The organism is Acinetobacter sp. ANC 3813, assembly GCF_002135435.1.
Taxonomy (GTDB): domain Bacteria; phylum Pseudomonadota; class Gammaproteobacteria; order Pseudomonadales; family Moraxellaceae; genus Acinetobacter.
Genome location: NZ_NEGK01000003.1, coordinates 1 through 24,028 on the forward strand (window position 1 = coordinate 1; position 24,028 = coordinate 24,028).

Genomic DNA, 24,028 nt, shown 5'->3' on the forward strand with positions numbered 1-24,028 from the left:
ATCAATTTTCAAAACATTGGATTGGTTCGCAGCAGTTGAAAGCGGTTTAAGTCAACAAACACAAAGCATTTCATTTCCGTTATTCCCCCTTGTAATTTATCGTTACGTAGCCCAGCTCATACAATATAGGCTGGGCGATACGATTGATCTGTCTATAAATAAATCACACCCTAGCCTGCCTCTAAATTCAATTATTGAATTAAGCGAATAAAAAACAGATATAAGAATTTCATTAAAACCAGATTCACTTTCATTTTACTTAATATATTTTTTTAAAATCCAGAATTTTAAAATAAAAAAAACCAACCGATATTTAGTTTTAAAATAAAAACCCTTAAATAAAAAACACCATTAAATATTCAAAAACATCACCCACGCCATTTAATAACGAGATTAATATCACAAAATTAAATTTTTATATTTAGTGTTTTAAAAATAAAAGCAAGTTAATCATCAAATACCTTAACACTTATTTATTTTATATTGAAAAATAATAATATATTAATTACAAATACCTGAGATAAATCACAAAAACAACCTCTATATCAAACACCTTCACACGACTTAATTTACCCCCTTAATATCAAACAACCTATAAAATAAAAAAATTCCCATTATATTGTTTAATTTAAAACCTATTAAAATTAAAAACCCACTTTGATACATAATGCCATTTATCCATACCGCATTAAAATCTAGCATGCCCCGCAGAATTCAACAGAATGAATTCTGATTTTAAATAATTTATATTAGGGGGAATATTTATGAAATTACTACAGCTTTGCGTGCTCGGTTCAATGGCCGTATTCACTACACATACTTTTGCGAAGCAACACACTGTTTCATTGGGTTATGCGCAAACTGATATTGAAGACAACTTCGACCTTAAAGGCATGAATGCACAATATCGCTATGAAACAACTTCACCTGTAAGCTTCTTAGCTTCTGTTTCTTACCAAACAGGTGACGACCAATGGCATGAAGCGCCAGATGAGCAATATAGCATTGATGCTAAACACCTAACGCTACTTGCTGGCCCTGCTTACCGTTTTAATGATGTAGTGAGCGCATATGTAGTCGCAGGCTATGCACTATCAGAAGTTGAATCATCTTATGAATATCCAGGTTATTCAGAACAATTTGATCTTTCTGAAACGAATTTTGCTTATGGCGCAGGTATAATTATTAATCCAACTGAATACATTTCAGTGAATCTGGGTTATGAAGCAACTGAAGTTGATTCAGCTAAACTCAGCGGCTTTAATATTGGCTTAGGTTATCGTTTCTAAGACAATCTAACCGATATAAAAAAGAGGCTGCAGGCCTCTTTTTTATGCTCACAATTAAAGACATTTGTTAGATTTGGTCATTTTTTTGACGGCCTGTAATGATTATTCTGAAAAAAGTAAATTCTTATTTATTATTACTTTAAATTTCACTTCGCAAAAAAATGATTTTTTTCATCACAAATCATAACCAACTACATAATAATTGACTTTGGGGGTTTTACTGTATGTTCTATCTTTCAAAACGGTTAATGCACACCACACACTGGCCGCTCAAAATAGCTGTCTTATGTGCATTAAGCGGAACACATCTTCAGGCCTCAGCCAATGATGCCGTTCAATACAGCGCAGAACAGCGGGCAATTGCTACTGAGCAGCAAATGACTGATGAAGAGCGCTTTGGACTTATTCAAAGCCTCATGGTTATGGTGCTGAAGCCAGATTTTTCATCAGAACGTGATCTGCGTGTTCCTGCGGATGTTCCTCAAATTGCAGGATGGGTCAAAGGTGTACCGCGCTTAGGTGTGCCAGATTTGATGCTTACAGATGCTGGACTCGGCATTGCCAACCCTGGCAGCGGCCGCAAAGGCGATCAAGCAACAGCATTCCCTTCCGCGCAGGCGCTGGCGGCAACGTTCAACCCTCAATTGGCTTATGACACTGGCGCTATTTTGGGCAAAGAGGCGAAATCCCGCGGCTTTAATGTAGTCCTCGGCGGCGGCATTAATTTGGCCCGTGACCCACGGCATGGACGCAACTTTGAATATTTATCAGAAGACCCGTGGCTGAGTGCTGTTTTAATTGCAGAAACCGTTAAAGGTACTCAAGACCAAAAAGTCATGGGCATACTCAAACACGTATCCCTTAATTCTCAAGAAATCAATAAATGGGCGCTCAATGCTAAAATTGACCCTGCTGCGCATCGTGAATCTGAATTGCTCGGCTTTGAGATTGCGATTGAACGCTCCCATCCGGGCGCATTGATGTGCGCGTATAATAAGGTCAATGGTGAATACGCCTGCGGCAATGATATTTTACTGAACGAGCAAGTAAAAAAAGCCATGAATTATAAAGGCTTTATCATGTCAGATTGGAAAGCCGTCTATCATTGGGATTATGCGCTTAAAGGATTGGACCAGCATTCCGGCATTCAATTAGACGAGAAAGAATGGTTTGGAAAACCGCTTCAGCAAGCTCTTGAGAATGGACAGTTCCCACGTGATCGTTTATCAGACATGGTGCGGCGTATTCTCTATGCCGTGTATTCCACTGAAATCGACACTTGGCGTGGTCCGCAAGCTAAACCGGATTTAGCAAAGCATCTGCAGTCTGCCCTTGAAGTCGCACGTGAAGGCACAGTGCTGTTAAAAAACAATAAGATTCTGCCCATTCCAGCTGAGACAAAACGTATCGCAATTATTGGCGGTTTTTCCCACCTTGGCATGCTCAGCGGCGGCGGCGGTTCCAGCCTCGTCGACCCTGTTGGCGGATTTGCTTTAAATGTGCCTTTAGGCGGCAATAATATGTTCGCGTCTTTGCGGCGACTGGCGATCACCGGCCCTTCGCCGCTAAGCGAACTCAAAAAACAATTTCCGAACACTGAGTTTTTAACCGATGCTGGTGAAAACCCTGCTGAAGCAGCGGCGATTGCCAAACAAGCCGATCTTGCGATTATTTTTGCCTACAAAACTGAAGCAGAAAATCATGACCATGCCGATTTAAGCCTGCCTTGGGGGCAAGACCAATTGATACAAGCCGTTGCTTCAGCAAATCCTAAAACAGTCGTTGTGCTGCAGACTGGCAACCCTGTAAGCATGCCGTGGATTGAGAAGACCCCAGCTATTATTGAATCATGGTATTCAGGCAATGCAGGCGGCACAGCCATTGCTGAAATTCTTGCAGGAAAAGTAAACCCATCAGGCCGCTTGCCTATGACTTTTTATGCTGACGTTCAGCAAACGCCGCACCCTGAACTTCCTGGCTTTGGCACGCCAATCGACACACCAACTACCATTGATTATCACGAGGGCGCAGAAATCGGCTATCGCTGGTTCGCAAAAACCAAGCAAAAACCGTTATTTGCCTTTGGCCATGGCTTAAGCTACAGCCAATTCAGCTATAGCGGATTAAAACTTAAAGGGAAAGATAACGTTTCAGCTGAATTTACAGTAACCAATACCAGTAATGTCGCTGGTGCAGAGGTTCCTCAACTGTATTTAATCAATGCGCCTGATGGCGAACGCATGCGCTTATTGGCTTTTGAACGGCTGAATCTAAAACCCAATGAATCCCGCAAAGTTAAGATGACAATCGATCCTCGGCTGCTTGGCCGTTTTGATCAGACACAGAAAAAATGGCATCTGGCAGCAGGTCAATACAGCATCGCTGCTGGCAAAGCATCGGACAACTTGCTATTAAAAGGGCAAATTCAGTTAAATGAAAAGTATTTCGGCCAATAAAAGCCTGTGCATTGCATTCATAAGTCTTGAGTAAAAGTTGAGATTTTTTAGGTGTAAAGCCTACTCGACCCAAATGCTAAAAAATCAATGATTGACAATAAGCATTATTAAGTCATGTACGCTTTAGCTTACAATAATTTAGGAGATACTCGGATTGATTGAAAATACGTCCTGAAATATTCTTAAACCATAGTGAACAGGATGTTCCAAACAACAAGAATAAAAAAGACAAGCAATGGATCGCAGGTACGACAGGAGCTATACCGAGCGCAGTTAAATAAAAAAGCCCAACAGGATGTTGGGCTTTTTTATTATGTCGATAACATCATGTGCAACGCAATCATATAAGTGCAGTGGATTTTAATCTTATATTTACTGGCTGCTCACAGCGCTGGATGCAGGCGAACCGCCATTGTCTATTCGATTTTGCTCTTCAATACGGGCCAAGGTTTCTTTATAAAATTCCTGACCATGCACTTCCAGCTCTTCTGGTGATTTATCACTATTGTAATCATGATCGCCATGACTGTGATCTGAATGATTAGAACTGCCAGCACCATTTCCGCCAGCAGCTGCATTGACACTCTCAGTTGCTGTGTGAATTTGCGAATCGTTCTGAACTGAATCTTGATCATAATGCGTTTTTACAGATGCCTCGTCACAGCCCGCTAAAAAAGCACCCAATATAATCACAGAGGCATAAACCGTTCTCATTATCAAAACTCAGAAACTAAACTATTGAAAAGATTGTCATATCCAGAATTACTCCACAAGCCCGCCGGTTTCGCATTTATCCTCTGACTTATGCTGCAGTTTGACTATTAAAAAAGAAATGAGAAAATTCATACATTAAAAAAGAGGCTCAATGCCTCTTTTTTAATCAACTGCTTATTTATACTTTTGCCGCATCCTGTGCTGCTGTATCCGTATCTTCTGGGTTACTCAGCTCAGTCATCGGCCAGCGCGGCGTTGTTGTCACAGCCAAGCCATCATGCTGACCCGCTTTTAAGCGCTGATAGCCCGCAAAAGCAATCATCGCGCCATTGTCTGTACATAATGCGGGTTCTGCATAATAAACTGATGCACGAATTTTGGCTAAATCCGCTTCCAGACGTTCACGTAAACGTTTATTTGCGCTCACACCACCTGCAATAACCAAACGCTTTAGCCCTGTTTGCTTCAACGCTTTTACTGATTTTTTAACCAAGGTATCAACTAAAGCTTCTTGGAATGAAGCAGCAATGTCTGCTTCTCGGCCTTCTCCTGCGACTTTTTTCAGCTGTACAGACACAGCTGTTTTTAAACCACTGAAAGAGAAATCCAGACCTTGATGCAACATTGGTCGCGGAAATTCAAAGGCCTTCATATCACCTTCAGTGGCTAATTTTGAAATATTGGGGCCGCCTGGATAAGGCAACCCCATCATTTTCGCCACTTTATCAAAGGCTTCACCAGCTGCATCATCAATCGATTCGCCCAACAGCTCATATTGGCCAATGCCGTAGGCAGCCATCAATTGGGTATGACCGCCTGATACCAAAAGCGCCACAAACGGAAACTCTGGCGGTGTTGCGGACAATAAAGGCGCCAGCATATGTCCTTCCATATGATGCACACCTATCGCAGGCTTATTCAGTGCAAAGGCTAGAGTTCGGCCAAAAAGCGCACCGGTCATGAGCGCACCCATCAAACCAGGGCCACGAGTATAAGCAATGGCATCAATTTCCGATTTTTTGATGCCGCTGTCAGCCAAAAGCTGCGTAATTAAAGGAATTAATTTTCGCACATGGTCGCGTGAAGCCAATTCTGGCACTACACCGCCATATTCAGCATGCAGTTTAATCTGGCTGTACAGCACTTGCCCGCGCAAACCCAACTCGCTGTCATACAGTGCAAGTCCTGTTTCATCACAAGATGTTTCTAAGCCTAAAACGATCATTAAACTGCCTATAACCTGTATCAAATCTGTCGCAAAGCCTATTATAGACTTGTGGTCTGAGATGTAAATGAGTAAAATACTGCACTTCACTTGTGATCAAAGGCAATTCTGCCTAGATCTTATCCATAACTTAATGAGGATTCTTCATGCCACAAGTTAAATTGAAAGAAGGCGAGCCAGTAGACGTAGCTATTCGCCGTTTTAAACGTTCATGCGAAAAAGCTGGTGTACTTGCTGACGTTCGTAAGCGCGAATTCTATGAAAAACCAACTCAAGAACGTAAGCGCAAAAAAGCTGCTGCTGTTAAACGCTACCAAAAGAAATTGGCTCGCGAATCAGTACGCACTACTCGCCTTTACTAAAATTAATTTGTGATTGATTGACTAACCTGGATATATAAATGACTACTTTAAAAAACCAAATAACTGAAGTTTTAAAAGCAACTATGCGTGCTAAAGAAATGAATAAGTTAACGGTAATTCGTAGTCTGCAGGCAGCAATCAAGCAAATTGAAGTCGATGAACGTATAGAGCTTGACGATACTCAAGTTCTTGCGGTCATTGAAAAGCAAATCAAACAACGTAAAGAATCGATCAAAGCCTTTGAAGGCGCTGGTCGAGAAGATTTAGCTAGTAAGGAACAAGCCGAACTTGAGGTGTTATCTCAATTTCTACCAGAAGCTATGACTGAGGAAGAACTTGATTCCATCATTGCACAGACTATTTCTGCGCAAGAAGCTACTAGCATGAAAGATATGGGTAAGGTGATGAACTCTCTGCGTCCGCTCATAGCCGGGCGCGCCGATCCTTCTCAAGTTTCTGCAAAAATCAAAGCAAAACTTAGTTAATCCCCACATCGTTAAATCTTGTTTTGAGTATTTTTAATATTCAAAAAATATGTTTGATTTGGCCTATTTGATTTAATTATTTTCTACATATAAATCAAATAGCCAATCAACTATCCACCCCTCCAAAAAAATAACAATTATATCCATCAATCCCTGAAGCAATGATCCATTTTTGAAATGCCTGAATTTCAAAAATAGATTCCACCCAGAACAATTGTTGCAGCTTCAAATTGAGTATAAATTACTGGGCAAGGTTCATCTATTTCAGCATTGTTAAAGCAACTTATGCGTAAAATTTCTTTGGAAAGTGAACCACTTACTCCTTTCACATTTCCATATTCAATAACGCCACTATCAGGTTTAGATAATACCAAATCACCGACTTTAATATTCTAAATAGAAACAAGCTATTGATCTGTATGAATTAAAGTACCAGCCACAAATCCAGATATTTTTCACCTATTTCAAATCACACTGAATATTATATTTCTTTAATAATTGCATTTCTGGTGACACTACCACTTTATCGATCACTGTTTGCTTTGTCATAGATTGTGCCGTAAGCGGTAAGTACGCACGGTTTTGATCTGTAGTTTGATACAAATCGTCGACGTATTTTTTGACGATTCCACAAAATTGCTGCTGCTGTTGTGCTGAAAATTGAGAAGTTTTAGGATCTAAACTGCGTAAAAAAAACTTCATATCTGCAGTATATTGACTAGATATTTTTTCTACATCACGAACATACTGTTCAGTACTCGCGGCTTGCACTGTCTGTACAACCACTCCCAAACCCAACAGGGTAAATATTAATTTTTTCATCAATTCAATCTTTATCGTTTATCTAAAAGCGCACTTACAATTGTAGCACCAGCCAATTTTCCAAACTAATTTAAATGCGGCTATAGCAATGAATTTATACAAATAAATTCAGGCTGATACTCCCCATATGCCAACTTTTTTGGCGCAGAGATTTCCCCTTATGTCACAGTTCCTAAACGCAAACGCAGCACATTTGGCAAATCTGTACGGTAAGAATAAATTGGGCTGCCGCATTGGCTGCAAAACACCCGCGCCTTATTCTCTGTATGAAAATATTCTCGAAGACAACCCTCACCGAGAAGCAACTGAAACTTACTTTGCTCAATTGGGCTATTCCAGCCAAATAATACACCCTGAGCAAGCCTGCAATGCTGGCAAAAGCACAAAATACTGGTTTCAATTTCTGCTGAATATTGGTACTGAACTGCACCGCATAAACACTGCCCTTTGAGCATTTTTATACCTTTATTTTTTAATTAGACATTTAATTGCCGATCTTTTTGCATCTGCGTTAAGCGCTGATCAATCACACCAAAAAGTGATTTATTGTCTTTTGCTAAACGCTTGGCATGCAGTAATGATTTAATCGCATTTTCCTCATTACCTGTCCAAAACTCCACTTCTGCGCGATAACGAAGCACATTAATCGAACGAACAGCGGAAGCACTATCGAGTTGAGCAGATTGCTGCATCAAGCGCCAGCCTGATACATCCCGCGGGTTATTATTTAAAAATCGCTTAATAATCAATTCTGCTTGAGCAGGCTGATTATTACGAAGCAATGCTTCGGCATATTTATAGTTCAATGCGCGATTCTCAGGCATTACAATCGCCGCACTGCTGACCACTCTCAATGCATCTGCAATTTTATTCTGCCCCAAATAAATATCCGCCTGCAATAATGTCATTAAAACATGCGAATCCTTTTGCGCTTTAGCCCGATCTAATACTGTTTGCGCATCAGCATAATCACCGTGCTGAATTTGAAATGCGCTCAATGCCAATAAACTGGCAAAATTATTTTGATCCGCCAATACACGCAGCTGCTGCTCAGTCACTTGACCAGACAGCACACGGCTATACTGACGGATGACATCAAAATCTTCATTATTTAAATTGGTTTTGACTTTCGGCAACTGATTTGCCCTTAATCGAGCCTCACTCATCCGCTCCGAAGTTAAGGGGTGTGTAAACCAAAAATCAGGTAAATAACTCACACGGGTGGTAGCACGGTTCATAACTTCAAAAAAGTCCGCCATGCTTTGCGGATTATAGCCAGAGGCATACATATACTGCATGCCTATCCGGTCTGCCTCACGCTCTTGATTTCGGCTATAGCTCAGCTGCTTATCCATCAGCACCGCTTGAGAACCCAGCATCACTGCTGCGCCAGCATCTCCATCTGCCGCAGAAGCAACCAGCGCCCCAACCAAAATACCCGCTAGAGACAACAAGCCCTGCCCTTTAAATGCTTCACGCGAGCGGCTGTAATGGCGCTGCGTCACATGCGCAATTTCATGCGCCATCACACTGGCCATCTCATCCATATTGCGCGCAGAATTAATTAAACCCGTATTTAAGGCGAATAAACCTCCAGGGACAGCAAAAGCATTAATTTGAGGATCATTAATAATCAGCAAACCTACCGGCTGACTCAACTGTGTTTGGCTCAGAATATGAGAAAACACTGAATATAAACGGTCTTCCATCCACGGATTTTGCAAAACCGGCATTTGCTTATTGACTTCGCGGTAGACTTTTTCACCAATTGCGCGCTCTTTCTGCTGATCCAGCAAGCCAACACCGCCGCCAATCTCCGGTACAGAAAATTGCGCCGCCGAATTAAATTCTACTTTTTCAGATTGTGCAAAAGCCGAACACAGTCCCAGACTGCACGCCAGTAAAATTCTTTTCAAAAGCTGGATCCCAATCTAATAACTTATTGTTTCAATCCAAAATATAGCATTGAAAAATGAGCAATTATGAAAGAAAGTGTTATTTTATTTTGACGCAGGCTAAACCATATAGCGCGGTACACGCCCTTCAAGCGCATCAACTAAATTATGGTACGCCAGCTCCGCCATACGCTTGCGTGTTTGTGCAGTTGCGGAACCTACATGAGGCAAAGTGACTGCATTTTCCAGCTGAAATAATTCTGAACTCTGCAATGGCTCTTTTTCATAAACATCCAAACCCGCCGCAAATATCGTGCGGGTTTTCAGTGCATGAATAAGCGCTTGCTCATTCACCACTGAACCTCTCGCAATATTAACCAATACCGCATGCGGCTGCATCAGCTTCAATTCATCCGCACCTATTAGAGATTTAGATGCTGAATTTAAATCCACAGCAATGACTACAAAATCAGAGCGGCTCAACACATCCTGCAATGAGCAGTATTCAGCTTTAAACTGTTCTGCAATTTCAATCTTTTCACTGCGATTATGATACAAAATATTCATGTTAAAGCCATGAAAACCGCGCCTAGCAACCGCAGCACCAATATGCCCTAGGCCAATAATCCCGAGTGTTTTGCCATAGATATCAAGGCCAAACTGAGCAGGTCCAACGGTTCGCTGCCACTGCCCTTGCTTGGTCCAAGTATCTAGCGAAGGCACTTGACGCGCCGCACTCATCAGCAGTGTAAAAGCCAAATCTGCTGTAGTTTCTGTCAAAACATGCGGTGTATGTGTCAGCCAAATTTTCTGCTGGTGTAAATAATCAACATCATAATTATCATAGCCAACGCTGACACTTGAAATCACTCTCAGCTTCTGGGCATTTTTTAAATTACTTTGATTCAGCACTCGGCCTGCACCGATCAGGCCATCCGCATCAGCACTATGTTCTAAAATTTGCTGGTTAACATCGCCATTTTTGGGATTGATTTGAACAACATGATATTGCTGCTCCAGTCTCATCAAAATTTCATTATCGATTTGGCTAAATACAACAACTTTTTGCTTCATGCTTAGATCATTCCTTGATTTTATTTTGCATAAATTGCCATAAGCGTTTTTTTAATAACGGCTGGTCTAGCATTTCCTGCAACGAAGCCAGCCGAATAGATGATGATGACTGTAAGTGTGGAATATCCCCTAAACACAGTACATTCTTATCTGCACTCAATGCATCTGAGAAGCCTTGCACATATGAAGCTGCACCACGTCCGTCCTGCATATTTTGCCAAGCAAAAGGCCATTGCAGCTGATAAAACTCTGCTGAAACAGCACGCTGTATATTGCGCCATAATAGCTGCTGATCCGCAGTCACTGCCGTAGAATCTATTAACACTACAGCCTTTGCCAAAACGATAGCTTCAATAGAAAATGCAGGAATTTGCAGCGCAGGCACGATTGGCTCTTGCACAATGACTGGTGCTTCTGCAAGCTTTGGCTGAATATCTAAGGAATTGACGCGCTCAACAGGAGCAAGCTCTGGCTGCTGAGCTATCAAATCAGCTACATCTGACGTTTGCTGCAAGATGATTTCAGAAATTACTTCTGCTGGTGCTTGATCACGCCAAATTGCAGGCTGATGCTGCAGACACATTGCATCCTTAGGAATCCATAGATCAATCCCTAATGCCGCCATTATGTCACGCTGATGCCCCATCATGCTTTCATCATCACCAAATTCATAGGCAATATTCTAACGAGATTATGCTTATTTTGCTGTAGTTTTCTTTCAATTCAGCTTAAAGCCTGCTCAACTTTAAAAAATGCATATCTAGATAATCATTAAATTATTTACTTTTTGCATAAAATCAACCATTTCATCTGTTTCAAAACCTAAGCGCCAGTACAGCAGCTCAAGTACATCTAGCTCATCCTGCGTAATAATACGGTCATTCCATAAGCAATATTCTGCAATCGCTAAAATACTGAACCGATCACGCAGTAGTAGCCCAGCTATATCATTCAGAATTTCCGCCAAATCAATCGGCTCATCTGAAATATCACTATAAAGCTCCAACTCTTGCTGCGTTAGAATCCGTTTAAGAATTTTCTCACGCACTTCCAACTGACTGTCACTATTGATCTGCTGCACATGCAATAAAGCATCAATCAAACGCACAATGCTTGGCTTTACATCTTCCAATGCAGTCGCAGCATGCACTGGCATGAGATTCAGCTCATACTTCACCCGCTCCAGAAGCAAAGCATCCAGCAAGCCAATTTCACCATCCTCTTGAATTATACGCGCCAATTTCATTAAAAATTGCCGTGCAATAGTTGCCGGCATCGAGCCAATATTCAGACAAGCTTCTTTAAAAATAGCGATATGTACACGACCATCCAAATTCAGCAATGAATCTACAATGGCGCGGCTCACCTCCGCTTCGGTCGGAATAAATTCACGGTATTGACGAATCATTAAGATAGCCACCATAACCTCACGCGAACCCGTTGCCGTTTGCATCGCACGGTCAATTAGCTCTGGACGCTGCCAATTGGCGCGAATTTCAGGCTTTAAAGGTTTAATGGCGTCTTTTATTGCAAAACTAATGGGCGACAATCTCAGCAAAGGCAGCGGTTGCGGCGAACTCCACGGCATCGCCATATCTGGACTGACTTCTTCCAAAGAGCGGAACAAATTAAACAAAGGCTGATTTTTTAATTTTTTAAGGTTTTCCAGCTGCATATCCTGAATCATTGCAGGATTTAACTCAAATATTCGCTGCTCTATGCTTGGATGAATATTCATCCAATTTTGCTGACTGAGTGCATTAGCAAAACACATATGCGAAATAGATTCGGCATATTCACTATGAATTTGTGATCCTGAGTGATGCACATAAATCCGCATGAGCGTTTGTATATTGGCATCATTCTGAATTAAGCGCTTTGTTTTTTGATCATTTTTATAGGTTCGGCTACCCAACGTAATAAACTTAATAAATCGAGTAATCAGCACCCCTAAACACCCCGTCAGCCAAATTAATGCGCCAATAGCCACAAAGAAGGTTTCAAACTTATTTTCACGCACAGAGCCATTTCGATAAAAACCGCGCTTGGCTATTTTACTGCCCCACTGGCTAAAAGCCGTTAAGCCACTATACAAAATTTTTAAACGCGTATTTTCCGCTGCTTCACCTGATAAAATCTTATTAAACTCATGGCTTAGCAAGCCATACAATTCCATTTCATCTAAATTCTGAATTGCACCCCAAGTTAAAATAATGACGGTATCACGCGGGTAAAAACCCGCCGTCAGCGCATTCACTCCAACTTCATTGGGTAAAACATAAAGTGCTGGCGTATCAATTAAAAAAGTTGCTGCCAACTGTTCTGTAATTTTTAGTGCAACGGTTTCTTCTGGAATGCTTTCGACTAAGCTTAATCTGCGTGCACCCATCTGCTTTGCTAAAGAATGGCCGCCGGTACGAAATGTATAAAACTCATAAAGCACTGATACAGACATAATCAGCAGTAGCAAAGCCAGCAAATAAGGGCTGAGGGTATGCCAATAAATGGACTGTGCAGGATTTACATAAAAAACCAAAAGCCCGACGATACTATTGATAATTACAATAGTTAAAAGCACTGCGACCGCACAAAAAAACGCGGACCAAAACATGTTTTTGTTTTTTATAAAAGCGTAGCCAACTCGTCTCAATGCAATCCCTTAAAACAACATTGTCTTTTGTTTAACCATCATAAATGAAAAAAGCGGGAAATTCCCGCTTTTCATAGAGTTTTTGAAGACTTACTCTTCACGAACCCCTGTTAAATCCACAGATGCAGCATCAATATTAACATCGATGTATTTATCTTTGCTTTCGAGTTTTGCAGAGTCATTGCGCTGTTTTTCCAAAGCCGCAAGATACGCATCATCAATACCGCCAGCAACGTATTCGCCGTTAAATACAGAGCAGTCAAACTCTTGCAATGCAGGCACTTTGGTTGTGCGTACAGCCGCTTTCAAATCTTCCAAATCTTGGAAAATCAAACGGTCTGCACCAATGATTTCACGAATTTCTTCGACACTGCGGTCTGATGCAATCAATTCCGATTTTGCCGGCATATCAATACCATATACGTTCGGGTATTTCACCATTGGCGCAGCAGAAGCAAAGAATACTTTTTTCGCACCGGCATCACGCGCCATTTGGATAATCTCGTTACACGTTGTACCGCGAACAATAGAGTCATCAACCAATAATACGTTTTTGCCTTGGAATTCCAGCTCAACAGGGTTCAGCTTTTGACGAACAGATTTTTTGCGCAGCTGTTGACCCGGCATAATGAAGGTACGGCCAATATAGCGGTTCTTCATAAAGCCTTCACGGAATTTCACACCCAGCGTATTAGCAAGCTCAAGTGCAGAAGTACGCGATGTATCTGGAATAGGAATCACAACATCAATATCGTGCTCTTCACTCCACTCACGCAGAATTTTTTGCGCAAGCTTTTCACCCATTTTCAAGCGGGCTTTATATACAGAAATACCGTCAATCGTTGCATCTGGTCGCGCAAAATACACATACTCAAAAATACAAGGACGGTATTCAGGCGCTGCAGCGCACTGCTTGGTTGACATTACGCCGTTAGCTGTAATGAAAATCGCTTCGCCCGGCTCAATGTCGCGCTCTACTTTAAAGCCCAAGGCAGTGATCGCGACAGATTCAGAAGCAATGATGTACTCCTTGCCCTGATCAGTTTCACGAGAACCGTAAATTAATGGGCGAATACCGTTTGGATCGCGGAAGCCTACCAAGCCTTGACCCGTAATCATTGCCACCACTGCATAGCCGCCTTTACAGCGCTCATGAACTCGAGCAACAACTTTAAAGATATCTTCAGCTTCTGCAGTTAGCTTGCTGCTTTTTTGCAATTCATGCGCAAATACGTTTAACAGCACTTCTGAGTCTGAATCCGTATTCATATGACGCAAATCTGTTTTAAACAGATCATCATGAATTTCTTTCGCATTGGTTAAGTTGCCGTTATGCGCCAATGTAATGCCATAAGGCGAGTTCACATAAAATGGCTGAGCTTCCGCACTGCTTGAAGAACCCGCAGTTGGATAACGCACATGACCGATACCGTAGTTGCCTTGCAGCGCGCGCATATGACGTGTATGAAACACATCACGCACCATTCCCGTATCCTTGCGAAGGAATAGGCGTCCTTCATGGCAAGTTACGATCCCAGCGGCATCTTGTCCACGATGCTGTAACATCGTTAATGCATCAAACAACATTTGGTTAACGGGTGATTTACCAGCTATACCAACTACTCCACACATAGCAACCTCGCAGACACGCTAGGATTAATAAAAAGGATTATTTGTTGATTCACCATCAGCCTGCCCTTTTTTAGGTACAGCGCCTGATGATTGTTCTGACGTTTTCGATGTTCCGTCAGAATTAATATGATGCAAGGCTTCATTTGCCGCTTCTTTAGACAAATGCGCTGCCCAAGGTGCGTAAGGCAATAAAGCCTGAATAAATTTAGACTGTTTCCAATGCGGTGAGCTTTCAACCCATGGCCCAATTCCCTGAATTGTAATCAATACAACCAGCAGACCTTTTAAACCGCCAAATACACCGCCAGCTAAACGATTTAATGGCCCGAGTTTCAGGCTTTTTAAAATACTGTTCAGCAGATAGCTTACGATCCAGGTTAAGACCACAATCACCAAAACAATGAATGCAAATGCGGCGATCTTCTGCACCACAGGATCCGAACTGAGTGAAAGCATGGAAGGTGCCAAGACAGATGCATATTTTGCCGCAACAATTAATGCCAGTATCCATCCTGCCAAGTTCGCAAAGGCTTTAATAAATCCTTGACGCAAACCGTTTAGCCCTCCAATGAGCAATATAATCAGTATAAAGATATCAAGGGTATTCATGATCTTTACAATGCGTCAACGCAGTCTTTCACGAGTTTAGGTCCAGTATATATGAGGCCGCTGTACACTTGTACAAGGGCAGCGCCTGCATTCTTTTTCGCCAGCGCGTCTTCGCCCGACAAAATCCCCCCCACACCGATCAATGGAATTTGCCCATCAAGCGCTTTAAAGAAAGCCGCTAAACATGCTGTGCTTTTAACAAATACAGGCGCACCAGATAGACCGCCTGCCTCATCGCCATGCTTCAAGTTTTCCACACCTTCGCGCGACAATGTAGTATTCGTCACAATCAAGCCATCAATTTTAAATTGCAGCAATTGCTTAGCGATGAACTGAATATCTTCCGCTTCCAAATCTGGCGCAACTTTAAGCACAAGCGGAACATAATGCTGATGTTCTTCTGCCAACTCCAACTGCCGCTTTTTTAATGTTTCTAAAAGCTCAGTCAAAGCATCACCGCTTTGCAAACTACGCAGATTTTTAGTATTTGGAGAGGAAATATTAACTGTAATATAAGACGCGTAGTTATAGACTTTTTCAAGGCAAATCAGATAATCATCAACAGCATTTTCAACAGGAGTCGCTGCATTTTTACCAATGTTAATGCCCAGCACACCTTTAAATTTAGCAGCTTTTACATTCTCAATAAGCTGATCTACACCATCATTATTAAAACCCATACGGTTAATAATGGCTTTCGCTTCAGGTAAACGGAATAGCCGCGGCTCTGGGTTGCCGTCTTGCGGTTTAGGAGTAATCGTGCCGATTTCAATAAAACCGAAACCTTGCGTCGCCAAAGCATCAATATAGGCGCCGTTTTTATCCAGACCCGCTGCAAGACCAACAGGATTAGGGAATTCAATACCCATGCAAGTTACAGGCTTAGCAGCAACAGCTTGCCGCATCAAGCCCATCTTATGGGATGATTTCAAAAGGGATAATGTCAGCTCATGTGCACGCTCTGGTGCTAAAGTAAACAACAAAGGGCGGGCAAGAGAATACAACATATCTGCAAAAGTCTACTGCTTTCTGAGTCGCCATATTATAGGCACAGATAGCTGAAAACACCATGCTTCACTGTTCTTTATTTTTACCGATTACTGTACAGTCGCTGTTAATTTAATCTGGCCCGCTTCCGAATTTAGTTCCATTTTTTCAATACTTAGCCCCATTTGTACCATCTGGGTTAAAAAGTTAGCCAGCACGGCATAATTTTCATGCATCACCGCCATCTGTATTTGCTCTCCAGATTGCTGTGATGCGACAGATAAACCTTGCTGCTGCGCTGCACGCTGCACTTTATCTGCAGCAGATAAAACCGTATCTCCTGCCGGCTTCATGGTGACCGCATTACTTTGCATCCACACAATCGTATCTTTTAAATCATTCAGACGCTTTTGCTGATACTCAGCAGCCTTATGCATGTAAAACAGCGAAGCGCCTACCGCAGCAACAATCACAAAAACCGTTGTGAAAATCACCATAACGCGTTCACGAACAGACAGGCTGTCTAAATATTCAATCAGCGCCTCTATACACTGATCGAAACTTTGCTGCAAATTTTCAAATGTTTTCATTATTGTATTTTCACCAATCCAACCACACCCGAATTGCTCGGCTGAATATTGCCTAGCTCAACTTTAAAACCTTGCTGATTCAGCTGCTGGGTTAAATTTTGCAGCATGTCCGATGAACCCGCTTTTAATTCCATATTCAGCACAGACTGATCAAAGCTGACTCGGTTTGCTGTAATTTGATGCTGCATCAGCAGCGGCCCAACTCGGCTCAATAGTGAAAGCGCCTGTGCACTGCCTGTCTGATTTTGACGCAACTGCCCTTCAAATTGACTTTTTAGCGTTTGCTCAGTGACTGGATAGCTTTGACCAAACCAATATTTAAACTGCTCAACAGCTTGTCCAGCCATTGCATTGGCGACTTGTTTATTTTGATACCATCGCACGGCATCATAACTAAACTGCACAATCAGCAGGCCCAGCAGGACTGCTGCGCAGGCTTTCCAATAGCCCGATATGCCCTGCTGATTTTTAGCTTTAGGCAAAGCATTAAAAGGATGCTGCTTGGCTATTTTAATCTCAGGAACTTGGCAATGAAAACTCTCAATCCGCTCTTCCGTAACGACAGCCCGCAGGCTATCCATCTGTTCGGATGTAAAATTGGTAATCTGATAAATTGAATCAGACTGCTGAAAATCTAAATACAAAGACAAATCATCAATAGACTGGCCAAGATATTCGTTTTCACGTACCAGTAAATGTCCATTAATATTTGCAATTACCGCTTGCCCTTCTACAGGCACAGGCAGCAAGAGAAAATCCGGCAATAAAGCAGTGACTTTTACAGGTATTAAGGTTAAAGCATGCTGCAGTGTTTCTACCGCAGTATGAGCAATTCCCATCACTGTTAATTGCTCAGGATTCTGAAAGTGATGCAGGACTTTCATCGAATCCAAAGGCAGAATAATGTATTCTTCCAGCAGGTATTTCACACCTTCTGCACCCAGCTTTTTATATTGTGCTTTAGGTAAATTTTGCTGAATAAACTGCGCATCACGACTTGGAAAGAAGACGGTTGCCTCTTTGCCATGAAACGGTCTCAAATCCTGAATCAATTGCTCAAGATTTGAAGACTGCTGCCAGTGCCCGCCATCTGACCACTGCCAAACCCCATTGGCTTCAGGTGTCCATAAATACAACATCGGTAATGTCTGCCGTTATAATTAATTTATTATGCTGTTGGAATAAAACGTTTCATTTGTGTCGATAGTCCTGCCGCAATAACCGCCTGATCATAAATTCGAGCTTCTGCCAAAGCAAAAGGATTAAATGATTCTGCCAGCAGAATGGAGGCAATATGCGCCACAACATTCATATGACATACCACTGCAACAGATTCATATGGCAAATGTGAAAGCCACTCAACCGCTGCATGCGCATCATCATCAGGTTTAATTGTATCGCAAATAACAACCGGCACATCAGGAAAATATTGGCGTAAATGCTCCAAAGTTTCCTGCGCACGCAATAGCGGACTAACCACAAATACTTCTGGCTGAATTACATCCTTTAAAAGGCCAGCAGTTTGCTCTGCCTGAAGATGACCGCGCTGTGTCAATGGGCGCTTTGTGTCATTCCCCATCACTGGCGGTGCGGCTTCTCCATGGCGGACTAAAGTCAGTTGCATACAATTTCCTTTTTTCTATGCTGCAGTGTATCTTCTGCGCATGACAATATCATTAGCTAAGGCCTCTGCGCCACAGAATAAGCATAATATTCCAAAATCCGCTTATTGATGCGGCAATACAAATTCCACATCACTGCGATGACCATTTTTCATTAATGACAAGGCAATACTCAGCGGCGGCGCACCTTGAAAAATAACATCATACAAAGCGCATGTAATTGGCATATAGACAGCTAACTCTTCTGAACGCGCCTTAACCTGCACAATAGTGTTGATCCCTTCCGCCGTTTGCCCCAGTTCTTTCGTTGCCTGCTCTAAAGTCTTACCTAAACCTAAAGCAAATCCAACTTGGTAATTTCGGCTTAATGGGCTGCTGCAAGTCGCAAATAAATCACCTACCCCAGACAACCCTAAGAATGTTAGCGGATTAGCACCTAATTCCACTGCAAAACGGCTCATTTCAGCCAATGCACGGGTCAAAATCATGCTTTTGGTATTTTCACCTACGCCGTAGGCTGCAGCCATCCCCATTGCTACTGCATAGATATTTTTAAGCGCACCGCCAAGCTCTACGCCATGCACATCATCACTGGCAAAAACGCGGAACAATGCACTATGCAAGGCCTGCTGCACTGCAAGACGCACCAGTTCCGATTTACTTGCAATTACAGTCCCTGCAGGCTGCCCCGCTACAATTTCTTTCGCCAGGTTCGGACCTGAAAGCACACCATAAGGCACTTCCGGCAGTACTTCACTAATAATGCCGCTCATAAAGCTAAATGTTTTAGCTTCAATGCCTTTAGTCAATGAAACTACGGCTTGTGAAGTAATAAATGGCTTAATTTGCTCCAGCACACTGCGAAAAGAATGGCTTGGAATCGCAACAAAAATAATATCACGATTGCAAACCGCCTCTTCTAAATCAGATGTCGCACGCAAGCCAGATTCCAACTGAAAATCTGGCAAATAGCGCTTATTGATATGTGACTTATTAATATCAGCGGCCGCCTCTTCATCACGAATCCAAATCATCGTATCACAGCCATTGCGTACAGCCGTATTAGCCATTGCTGTTCCAAAACTGCCGCCGCCAAGCACCGTTACCCGTAATGCTGGCTGATTTGAAGCTGATGCTGGCGCAACCAAATCTGAAAATTTAAGTTCTGACATTGTTTTTATTTCCCAATACGCTCATTGCAACCGTTTATTTTTTCCAATCACTAACAAATTCTGAAACATTAATTTCCTGCCGCGGCGGAATCGCTTTGACAGCCGTGCCAATATAAATAATCCCAGAAATCAGATCAGATTCAGTCAAACCCAAAGCTTGCTTAAATAGGGATGACTCCACCACTGCGCCGCTGCGCCACATCGTCGAAAAACCTTGCGCCTGCAAGGACAATAAAAAATTCTGCACTGCCGCACCCGAACTTAAGATTTGTTCAAAATGCGGTACTTTAGGATGATCTTGCAATTTGGTTAAAGCCAACACCAGCAAAGGCGCACGGAATGGATGATGCTTAACACGCTCCAATTGAGCCTCTTCCTGCTGACCAGTATCCGCCAAGGCTTGTGACAGAAGCTCGCCGAATGCCTCACGCTCAGCCTCTGGAATAACCACAAATCGCGTTGGCTTAAGACGATGATGATCCGGTGCTGTCAATGCAGCCAAAAATGCTAGTTCCAGCTGGGCTTTAGTCGGTGCAGGAGCAATTAAATGCCCGATAGATTGGCGATGATGAATATTTTGATGAACCGTTTCTACCGCTAAGTCTGACATTGATTTTCTTTATCACTTAAATAATGCTGGCTCAAGATTAGCATACTCTCAAGTACTTACTCCATAAGGCTGAATCAAGGAAACTGATAAATCGCGAATGATTGCGATATACAGTCGCTCTATAAAATGCAGCATAAGCAATACATTATCTCCTTATCTCCAATTCAAAGCTGTGCTCGAATATACACATTACGACCTTTATGAATGATTGGAAAAATGATGAAAAAAATATCCCTTATATGTACAGCTATCGCAGCATCAGTTTTATTAAGCGCTTGCGCATCAAATGCACCCACTCAATCACTCGCAATACAAAAAGCCAACAACCAATATGAAGTCACTGGCGTTGGAAAATCTGCATTAATTTCAAAAAACAATGCTATTAGCGCAGCCAACAGCAGCTGCGGCAAAAACGCAACACCTGTCATAAGTGATGAAAAAAGCGAATATAATGGTGCGTTAAAAGGCGTCTTGGATGAAAAAACTGGGCAAATGGTACAAGCTGCGGCGAGTCTTTTAGGTTCAATTACAGGTACTGGCGCCAGCATTAGCAAAGATGATGACTACCAAACTGTGCTCACTTTTACCTGCCAGGCTAAATAAACCTAAAACAAATTTCATCGATAAAAAAACCGCTCAATGAGCGGTTTTTTTATTTCAGCAAAATTAGCAATAACCCTCTAAACGGGTTAATGGCAGTTTTTGACCAATTGCTTTCTCAATTTCTGGAAGATAAAACGCATCATCTTCTGACAGGAAACTAATACTTACACCGCGCGAACCCGCACGGCCAGTACGGCCAATACGATGCACATAATCATCAGACTGTTCTGGCAAAGTAAAGTTCACTACATGCGAAACACCATCTACATGGATGCCGCGGCCAGCAACATCTGTTGCAATCATAATGTTGTGCTTACCGTTTTTAAACTGATCCAGCATTTTCAGGCGTTTATCCTGCGCAATCTCACCTGACAGCATGACGACTTTATAATCATCCCGCTTCAAATGATCATAGAGCTTGCGCACTTGATCGCGGCGGTTAGCAAAAATCATGACTTTTTCAATCGGCTCATCGCGCAAGATTTCTTGCAGCAGTTTGTATTTATCAGATTTTGCAACCATGTAAACGCGCTGCTCTACATCTGCATTAGTTTTCTTTTCTGGTTCAATTTCAACTGTGACAGGTTCAAACAGCCATTGCTGAGCCAAATTCAATACATCATAACTAAAGGTTGCAGAGAACATTAAGGTTTGACGCTGCTCTTTTCGCGGTGAAAAACGTACAATACGCTTTACTGAAGGGATAAAGCCCATGTCCAAAAGACGGTCAGCCTCATCAATCACCAAAAATTCAATTTGATCCAGCCAAACTTCTTTTTGCTCGACTAAATCAATCAATCGGCCTGGTGTCGCCACAATAATATCAACAAAATTCTTTGCTAACTGACCCTTTTGTTTATCAAAATCGACGCCGCCCAGCAAAGTCACTACATGCAGGTCAGTAAATTTTGTCAATTCTTTTGCATCGCTTTCAATTTGCAGCGCAAGTTCGCGTGTAGGCGCCAAAATCAATGCACGCGGCTCACCGCGGAAACGCTCAGTCTGAATTGGGTTATGCAGCAAATCATTAATTACACTGACTAAGAAGGCAGCAGTCTTCCCTGTCCCCGTCTGTGCACGGCCAATGGCATCATGCCCAGCCAAAGTAAATTGCAATACTTTTTGCTGGATTGGCGTCATTTCTTTGAAACCCAAAGCATCAATTGCTTGTTTCAATTGCGGATGTAAATTTAAGGTTTCAAAACCAGATGACATATAAATGTGCTCTAAGGTAGGTAATCACAAAACTTGGATCATTATAAACAAAAAACGCCCCAATTTACATTGGAGCGTTTTTAAGACTTATTAGACGATTAGTCTAACGGCTGAACTTCTTCAGCTTGGAAGCCTTTTTGACCTTTTACTACGCTGAATTCAACGCGTTGGCCGTCACGAAGTGAACGGTGGCCGTCACCTTGGATAGCGCGGAAGTGAACGAATACATCGTCGCCGCCGTTGCGTTGAATAAAGCCGAAACCTTTAGTGTCGTTGAACCATTTAACAACGCCTTGTTCACGTGCTGTCATAAGTTAATCCTCATTGTAAAGCATAAAAAGGACAACCCGGTGTTGCAAACAGCAGAGCAAACAAAGTTAAAAATGTTATTATTTCTAAGCTTGTAATCATTCTGTAAAACTATTAACAAAATCCCGGTTACATCCATTTGAAATAGGGCGATAAGCAACATTTGCCTATCTGAAATCCTAAATTCGCATCGAGCTTAACATGGGTAATCCATAATTAATAGAACTTTTTTCGTCAAATGTGATTTTATCTCATATTATTTTTTCACAAGCTTACAGTTTATTTCTAAGAAGCATGAAAGCGAAAATATTCTGCATTTGATTTGGGATTTGGCATTCAATTTGCTAACATTTCAATTCTGCTGAAAAACTGCGAATACCTTTTGTTATGACTGAAAATTCTTTAACGGCCATTATTGTTGATGCGATGGGCAAACCCTGCCCCATGCCTCTGCTCATGCTGAAAAAAGCATTGAAGAATAATGCTGGTAAAGTTTTTTTGCTGAAGTCGTCAGATCCACACAGTCAGCAAGACGTTTCACGTTATTGTCAACTGCATGATTTAGACTGCCGCCCGCACAAAATTTCAGATTATGAATATCACTACTTAATTGAATCTTAAATATTTTCAGTTAAACTAAAAGCCTTCACAATCATATAAAAGTTTACATTTCTCTACCCAATTTTCCATAATTCAGGTAAATATTGGATTAAGATAAATCTTAATTAGTAGGTTAAACCCTTTTACTCTCAAGGAGAACACATGAGTGACAGCAGCAATCAATTGATGCCCCTGTCATTGTCGGCACCGGGGGTGAATCTTGGTGCATACATCAGTACCGTTAACCAGATTCCTATTTTGACAGCCGAACAAGAAAAAGAGCTGGCGGAACGCTATTATTACGAACAGGACTTAGATGCTGCAAAAATGCTCGTCATGTCCCATTTGCGTTTTGTTGTGCATATTGCACGCAGTTATGCGGGTTATGGCCTGCCGCAAGGCGATTTAATTCAAGAAGGCAATTTAGGCTTAATGAAAGCCGTGAAACGCTTTGACCCGAATATGGGCGTACGTTTAGTATCCTTTGCCGTACACTGGATTAAAGCTGAAATTCATGAATATGTGATTCGCAACTGGCGTATTGTAAAAATTGCGACTACAAAAGCACAGCGTAAACTCTTTTTTAACTTACGCAGTCTGAAAAAATCATCAAAAAAACTGACTTTGGCTGAAGCGCAGTCCATTGCAGAAGATTTGAACGTAACCGCCGAACAAGTGCTTGAAATGGAAGGCCGCTTAACTGCGTATGATGCAGCCTTTGAAGCGCAAGGTGATGATGACGATGAAGGCTCAACGCATGTTGCTCCTGCATTGTATTTAGAAGATAACCGCTATGACCCTGCTCGTCTGGTAGAAAATGAAGACTACGAAGAGCAAAGCACTTCTGCCCTGCATGATGCAATGGATCAGCTCGATGACCGTTCGCGAAATATTTTGCAGCGCCGTTGGCTGGACGATGAAAAATCAACTTTGCACGAATTGGCAGCCGAATATAACGTTTCTGCAGAACGTATCCGCCAGCTTGAAAAAAATGCAATGGAAAAAATTAAAGTTGCTATGTCTTCTAACTAATAAAACCATTTATCTTAAAAAAGCGCTTCGGCGCTTTTTTTATTGTCAAACTTTAAGCCTTTCATTATAGTGCCC

Annotated in this window: 25 protein-coding genes and 1 pseudogene; 8 read left to right on the forward strand and 18 right to left on the reverse strand. The window is 42.0% G+C overall.

Annotated features, from left to right (window positions below; genetic code table 11):
- The 3 genes from B9T34_RS18935 to B9T34_RS04940 form a co-directional block, all read left to right on the forward strand.
- A partial coding sequence (locus B9T34_RS18935) for a hypothetical protein (protein WP_213034151.1) occupies positions 1 to 211 on the forward strand: 211 nt, incomplete at its 5' end.
- A 553-nt stretch (positions 212 to 764) separates the two neighbouring features.
- On the forward strand, positions 765 to 1,289 hold the full coding sequence (locus tag B9T34_RS04935) for an Ail/Lom family outer membrane beta-barrel protein (protein ID WP_086212065.1): 525 nt from the start codon (positions 765 to 767) through the stop codon (positions 1,287 to 1,289).
- A 224-nt stretch (positions 1,290 to 1,513) separates the two neighbouring features.
- The gene (locus B9T34_RS04940) at positions 1,514 to 3,745 is read left to right on the forward strand and encodes a beta-glucosidase (RefSeq protein WP_213034152.1); all 2,232 of its coding nucleotides are present in this window, start codon (positions 1,514 to 1,516) and stop codon (positions 3,743 to 3,745) included.
- Between the two features lie 372 nt (positions 3,746 to 4,117).
- Here B9T34_RS04940 and B9T34_RS04945 read toward each other — a convergent pair whose 3' ends face one another.
- Positions 4,118 to 4,459 (reverse strand): hypothetical protein, encoded by a 342-nt coding sequence (locus B9T34_RS04945; protein ID WP_086212066.1) that lies wholly within the window; start codon positions 4,457 to 4,459, stop codon positions 4,118 to 4,120.
- A 178-nt stretch (positions 4,460 to 4,637) separates the two neighbouring features.
- Positions 4,638 to 5,684, reverse strand: coding sequence for a tRNA (adenosine(37)-N6)-threonylcarbamoyltransferase complex transferase subunit TsaD (tsaD, locus tag B9T34_RS04950; protein ID WP_086212067.1), 1,047 nt, complete (start codon positions 5,682 to 5,684; stop codon positions 4,638 to 4,640).
- Positions 5,685 to 5,830: 146 nt separating this feature from the next.
- On the opposite strand from tsaD, the gene rpsU reads away from it, so the two are divergent.
- Positions 5,831 to 6,046 (forward strand): 30S ribosomal protein S21, encoded by a 216-nt coding sequence (gene rpsU / locus B9T34_RS04955; RefSeq protein ID WP_001136722.1) that lies wholly within the window; start codon positions 5,831 to 5,833, stop codon positions 6,044 to 6,046.
- A gap of 38 nt (positions 6,047 to 6,084) precedes the next feature.
- The gene (locus tag B9T34_RS04960) at positions 6,085 to 6,531 is read left to right on the forward strand and encodes a GatB/YqeY domain-containing protein (RefSeq protein WP_086212068.1); all 447 of its coding nucleotides are present in this window, start codon (positions 6,085 to 6,087) and stop codon (positions 6,529 to 6,531) included.
- A 459-nt stretch (positions 6,532 to 6,990) separates the two neighbouring features.
- Here B9T34_RS04960 and B9T34_RS04970 read toward each other — a convergent pair whose 3' ends face one another.
- From B9T34_RS04970 to B9T34_RS05035, 14 genes and pseudogenes are all read right to left on the reverse strand, one after another.
- Positions 6,991 to 7,353 carry a hypothetical protein gene (locus B9T34_RS04970; RefSeq protein ID WP_086212069.1) on the reverse strand — a complete coding sequence of 121 codons (363 nt, stop codon included), beginning with the start codon at positions 7,351 to 7,353 and terminating at the stop codon, positions 6,991 to 6,993.
- 161 nt (positions 7,354 to 7,514) lie between these two features.
- Positions 7,515 to 7,808, reverse strand: a pseudogene (locus B9T34_RS04975) (GFA family protein); the annotation flags it as partial.
- 21 nt (positions 7,809 to 7,829) lie between these two features.
- Positions 7,830 to 9,269 carry a M48 family metalloprotease gene (locus B9T34_RS04980; protein WP_086212071.1) on the reverse strand — a complete coding sequence of 480 codons (1,440 nt, stop codon included), beginning with the start codon at positions 9,267 to 9,269 and terminating at the stop codon, positions 7,830 to 7,832.
- A gap of 99 nt (positions 9,270 to 9,368) precedes the next feature.
- Entirely contained in the window at positions 9,369 to 10,322 is a 954-nt protein-coding gene (locus B9T34_RS04985; protein ID WP_086212072.1) for a 2-hydroxyacid dehydrogenase, read from the reverse strand.
- Positions 10,323 to 10,329: 7 nt separating this feature from the next.
- Positions 10,330 to 10,971 (reverse strand): hypothetical protein, encoded by a 642-nt coding sequence (locus B9T34_RS04990; protein WP_086212073.1) that lies wholly within the window; start codon positions 10,969 to 10,971, stop codon positions 10,330 to 10,332.
- A gap of 111 nt (positions 10,972 to 11,082) precedes the next feature.
- On the reverse strand, positions 11,083 to 12,972 hold the full coding sequence (locus B9T34_RS04995) for a M48 family metalloprotease (RefSeq protein ID WP_086212074.1): 1,890 nt from the start codon (positions 12,970 to 12,972) through the stop codon (positions 11,083 to 11,085).
- A 90-nt stretch (positions 12,973 to 13,062) separates the two neighbouring features.
- Positions 13,063 to 14,604: an amidophosphoribosyltransferase gene (purF, locus tag B9T34_RS05000; RefSeq protein WP_086212075.1), complete on the reverse strand. Its 1,542-nt coding sequence runs from the start codon at positions 14,602 to 14,604 to the stop codon at positions 13,063 to 13,065.
- Positions 14,605 to 14,628: 24 nt separating this feature from the next.
- Complete coding sequence (locus tag B9T34_RS05005; RefSeq protein ID WP_086212076.1) at positions 14,629 to 15,213, reverse strand: CvpA family protein; 585 nt, start codon at positions 15,211 to 15,213, stop codon at positions 14,629 to 14,631.
- Between the two features lie 5 nt (positions 15,214 to 15,218).
- Positions 15,219 to 16,220 (reverse strand): quinone-dependent dihydroorotate dehydrogenase, encoded by a 1,002-nt coding sequence (locus tag B9T34_RS05010; protein ID WP_086212077.1) that lies wholly within the window; start codon positions 16,218 to 16,220, stop codon positions 15,219 to 15,221.
- A gap of 90 nt (positions 16,221 to 16,310) precedes the next feature.
- A complete protein-coding gene (gspM, locus tag B9T34_RS05015; protein ID WP_086212078.1) occupies positions 16,311 to 16,790 on the reverse strand; it encodes a type II secretion system protein GspM in 480 nt (159 codons plus the stop codon).
- On the reverse strand, positions 16,790 to 17,929 hold the full coding sequence (gene gspL / locus B9T34_RS05020) for a type II secretion system protein GspL (protein WP_086212079.1): 1,140 nt from the start codon (positions 17,927 to 17,929) through the stop codon (positions 16,790 to 16,792). Before gspL ends, gspM begins: the two co-directional genes overlap by 1 nt.
- A gap of 29 nt (positions 17,930 to 17,958) precedes the next feature.
- Positions 17,959 to 18,414, reverse strand: coding sequence for a phosphoglycerate mutase family protein (locus B9T34_RS05025; protein WP_086212080.1), 456 nt, complete (start codon positions 18,412 to 18,414; stop codon positions 17,959 to 17,961).
- Positions 18,415 to 18,516: 102 nt separating this feature from the next.
- Positions 18,517 to 19,584, reverse strand: a complete 1,068-nt coding sequence (locus B9T34_RS05030; protein ID WP_086212081.1) for an NAD(P)H-dependent glycerol-3-phosphate dehydrogenase — start codon at positions 19,582 to 19,584, stop codon at positions 18,517 to 18,519.
- A gap of 34 nt (positions 19,585 to 19,618) precedes the next feature.
- Positions 19,619 to 20,194 carry a nitroreductase family protein gene (locus tag B9T34_RS05035; protein WP_086212082.1) on the reverse strand — a complete coding sequence of 192 codons (576 nt, stop codon included), beginning with the start codon at positions 20,192 to 20,194 and terminating at the stop codon, positions 19,619 to 19,621.
- A gap of 219 nt (positions 20,195 to 20,413) precedes the next feature.
- On the opposite strand from B9T34_RS05035, the gene B9T34_RS05040 reads away from it, so the two are divergent.
- Entirely contained in the window at positions 20,414 to 20,797 is a 384-nt protein-coding gene (locus B9T34_RS05040; RefSeq protein ID WP_086212083.1) for a hypothetical protein, read from the forward strand.
- A gap of 63 nt (positions 20,798 to 20,860) precedes the next feature.
- Here the strand turns inward: B9T34_RS05040 and rhlB are convergent, their stop codons facing one another.
- Together rhlB and B9T34_RS05050 are read right to left on the reverse strand one after the other, a co-directional pair.
- Positions 20,861 to 22,012 (reverse strand): ATP-dependent RNA helicase RhlB, encoded by a 1,152-nt coding sequence (gene rhlB / locus B9T34_RS05045; RefSeq protein ID WP_086212084.1) that lies wholly within the window; start codon positions 22,010 to 22,012, stop codon positions 20,861 to 20,863.
- Between the two features lie 98 nt (positions 22,013 to 22,110).
- Positions 22,111 to 22,323: a cold-shock protein gene (locus B9T34_RS05050; RefSeq protein ID WP_004648643.1), complete on the reverse strand. Its 213-nt coding sequence runs from the start codon at positions 22,321 to 22,323 to the stop codon at positions 22,111 to 22,113.
- Positions 22,324 to 22,708: 385 nt separating this feature from the next.
- On the opposite strand from B9T34_RS05050, the gene B9T34_RS05055 reads away from it, so the two are divergent.
- Positions 22,709 to 22,942: a sulfurtransferase TusA family protein gene (locus B9T34_RS05055; protein WP_086212085.1), complete on the forward strand. Its 234-nt coding sequence runs from the start codon at positions 22,709 to 22,711 to the stop codon at positions 22,940 to 22,942.
- Positions 22,943 to 23,083: 141 nt separating this feature from the next.
- Positions 23,084 to 23,953 carry an RNA polymerase sigma factor RpoH gene (rpoH, locus tag B9T34_RS05060; protein WP_086212086.1) on the forward strand — a complete coding sequence of 290 codons (870 nt, stop codon included), beginning with the start codon at positions 23,084 to 23,086 and terminating at the stop codon, positions 23,951 to 23,953.
- Positions 23,954 to 24,028 lie beyond the last annotated feature (75 nt).

Coding starts and splice junctions, on each gene's coding strand:
- B9T34_RS04935 (WP_086212065.1), top strand. CDS start 765: ATGAAATTACTACAGCTTTGCGTGCTCGGTTCAATGGCCGTATTCACT.
- B9T34_RS04940 (WP_213034152.1), top strand. CDS start 1,514: ATGTTCTATCTTTCAAAACGGTTAATGCACACCACACACTGGCCGCTC.
- B9T34_RS04945 (WP_086212066.1), bottom strand. CDS start 4,459: ATGAGAACGGTTTATGCCTCTGTGATTATATTGGGTGCTTTTTTAGCG.
- tsaD (WP_086212067.1), bottom strand. CDS start 5,684: ATGATCGTTTTAGGCTTAGAAACATCTTGTGATGAAACAGGACTTGCA.
- rpsU (WP_001136722.1), top strand. CDS start 5,831: ATGCCACAAGTTAAATTGAAAGAAGGCGAGCCAGTAGACGTAGCTATT.
- B9T34_RS04960 (WP_086212068.1), top strand. CDS start 6,085: ATGACTACTTTAAAAAACCAAATAACTGAAGTTTTAAAAGCAACTATG.
- B9T34_RS04970 (WP_086212069.1), bottom strand. CDS start 7,353: ATGAAAAAATTAATATTTACCCTGTTGGGTTTGGGAGTGGTTGTACAG.
- B9T34_RS04985 (WP_086212072.1), bottom strand. CDS start 10,322: ATGAAGCAAAAAGTTGTTGTATTTAGCCAAATCGATAATGAAATTTTG.
- B9T34_RS04990 (WP_086212073.1), bottom strand. CDS start 10,971: ATGATGGGGCATCAGCGTGACATAATGGCGGCATTAGGGATTGATCTA.
- purF (WP_086212075.1), bottom strand. CDS start 14,604: ATGTGTGGAGTAGTTGGTATAGCTGGTAAATCACCCGTTAACCAAATG.
- B9T34_RS05005 (WP_086212076.1), bottom strand. CDS start 15,213: ATGAATACCCTTGATATCTTTATACTGATTATATTGCTCATTGGAGGG.
- B9T34_RS05010 (WP_086212077.1), bottom strand. CDS start 16,220: ATGTTGTATTCTCTTGCCCGCCCTTTGTTGTTTACTTTAGCACCAGAG.
- gspM (WP_086212078.1), bottom strand. CDS start 16,790: ATGAAAACATTTGAAAATTTGCAGCAAAGTTTCGATCAGTGTATAGAG.
- gspL (WP_086212079.1), bottom strand. CDS start 17,929: ATGTTGTATTTATGGACACCTGAAGCCAATGGGGTTTGGCAGTGGTCA.
- B9T34_RS05025 (WP_086212080.1), bottom strand. CDS start 18,414: ATGCAACTGACTTTAGTCCGCCATGGAGAAGCCGCACCGCCAGTGATG.
- B9T34_RS05030 (WP_086212081.1), bottom strand. CDS start 19,584: ATGTCAGAACTTAAATTTTCAGATTTGGTTGCGCCAGCATCAGCTTCA.
- B9T34_RS05035 (WP_086212082.1), bottom strand. CDS start 20,194: ATGTCAGACTTAGCGGTAGAAACGGTTCATCAAAATATTCATCATCGC.
- B9T34_RS05040 (WP_086212083.1), top strand. CDS start 20,414: ATGAAAAAAATATCCCTTATATGTACAGCTATCGCAGCATCAGTTTTA.
- rhlB (WP_086212084.1), bottom strand. CDS start 22,012: ATGTCATCTGGTTTTGAAACCTTAAATTTACATCCGCAATTGAAACAA.
- B9T34_RS05050 (WP_004648643.1), bottom strand. CDS start 22,323: ATGACAGCACGTGAACAAGGCGTTGTTAAATGGTTCAACGACACTAAA.
- B9T34_RS05055 (WP_086212085.1), top strand. CDS start 22,709: ATGACTGAAAATTCTTTAACGGCCATTATTGTTGATGCGATGGGCAAA.
- rpoH (WP_086212086.1), top strand. CDS start 23,084: ATGAGTGACAGCAGCAATCAATTGATGCCCCTGTCATTGTCGGCACCG.